The organism is Seohaeicola zhoushanensis (assembly GCF_014656415.1).
In the GTDB taxonomy this organism is placed as follows: domain Bacteria; phylum Pseudomonadota; class Alphaproteobacteria; order Rhodobacterales; family Rhodobacteraceae; genus Seohaeicola_A; species Seohaeicola_A zhoushanensis.
Map to the genome: position 1 here is coordinate 1 of NZ_BNCJ01000040.1, position 1,526 is coordinate 1,526.

Consider the following 1,526-nt stretch of genomic DNA (forward strand, 5'->3'; position numbering starts at 1 on the left):
AGAAGCAGGGTCGGCGGCGGATCGACAAATCACTTGCAGGGGAAGGCAGTTCATACATGCTCCCCAGAGGGGAGAGGGGAATGGCGCCTGCTTCGGGCGGGGGTGATCTCGGCCTGGGGCTCTGACCCGAGGGGCGGCGCGCCGGTTAGCCGAGGTGCTCCGCGCCCAGGGCGCTGATGACGCCGCGCAGTTCGGCGAGGCCCTTGAGGCGGCCGATGGCGGGATAGCCGGGCTGGGCGCGGCGGGTGAGGTCGTCGAGGATGTCCTGCCCGTGATCGGGGCGGAAGGGGATCGACCAGTCGGCGCGGCCCGCGGCCTTGCGGCGCTTCTCTTCGGACAGCACGGCGGCGATCAGGGCGACCATGTCGGTGTCGCCGCCCAGGTGCTCGGCCTCGTAGAACGATCCGCGGATCGCCTCGGTGTCGCGGCGGGTGTTGCGCAGGTGGAGGAAATGCACCCGGCTGCCGAGGCGGTCCATCATCCCCGGCAGGTCGTTGTCGGGCCGCGCGCCGAGCGAGCCGGAGCAGAGCGTGATGCCGCTGGCGGGGCTGTCGACCGCCTGCATCACGCGGGCGTATTGCGCCTCGGTCGACATGATGCGGGGCAGGCCGAGCAGCGGGAAGGGCGGGTCGTCGGGGTGGCAGCAGAGCCGCAGGCCAAGCGCCTCGGCGGTGGGGGCGACTTCGGAGAGGAAGTCGACGAGATGGGTGCGCAGGGTATCCTCGGACATGGCGGCATATTGCGCGAGATGGGCACGGACGTCGTCGAGGGTGAAATGCTCGGCCGCACCGGGCAGGCCGAAGACTACATTGCCGGCGAGTTGGTCCTTCGCGGCCTCGGACATCGCGGCAAAGCGGCGGGCGCAGCTGTCGCGGAGCGCCTCGTCGTAATCCTCGGCCGCGCCGGGGCGTTGCAGGATGTGCAGGTCGAAGGTCGCGAAATCGGTCAGGTCGAAGCGCATGCAGGTCCCGCCCGAGGGCAGGCGCCAGGCGAGGTCGGTTCGGGTCCAGTCGAGCACCGGCATGAAGTTGTAGCAGATCGTCTCGATCCCGGCGGCGGCGAGGTTCCTGAGCGACTCGCGGTAGGCGGCGAGATGGGCCTTCCAGTCGCCCTGCTGTTTCTTGATGTCCTCGGAGACGGGCAGGCTTTCGACCACGTCCCAGGTCAGGGTCGAGGCGCTGCCGTCCGACATGCGGGCGAGTTCGGCCTGGCGGCGGGCGATCTCCTCCGGTGTCCAGACCGTGCCGGTGGGCACATGGTGCAGGGCGGTGACGATGCCGGTTGCCCCGGCCTGACGCACGGCGTCGATCGACACGAGGTCGTTTGGCCCGAACCAGCGCCAGGTCTGCTTCATGTGATCCTCCCATTGCCTGCGAGCGTGATAGCATGGCGCGGAATGTCTGACTAGTATGGCAGTATGCCAGAATGGGCGGGGAGCTTCGGTTTCCTGCAGGTCATGCGTTCGGATAGGGCCGGAGGCTGCCTTTGCCCGGACTGAAGGCGCGTTGTCAGTGGGCGGCGGGGGA

Annotated in this window: 1 protein-coding gene; it reads right to left on the reverse strand. The window is 69.0% G+C overall.

The genetic code is table 11. The features are described 5' to 3' along the window. Positions 1 to 145: 145 nt before the first annotated feature. Positions 146 to 1,354, reverse strand: a complete 1,209-nt coding sequence (uxuA, locus tag IE266_RS25750) for a mannonate dehydratase (protein WP_189683012.1) — start codon at positions 1,352 to 1,354, stop codon at positions 146 to 148. Positions 1,355 to 1,526 lie beyond the last annotated feature (172 nt).

Excerpts from the sequence above, each read along its gene's own strand:
- uxuA (WP_189683012.1), bottom strand. The coding sequence starts at position 1,354 with ATGAAGCAGACCTGGCGCTGGTTCGGGCCAAACGACCTCGTGTCGATC.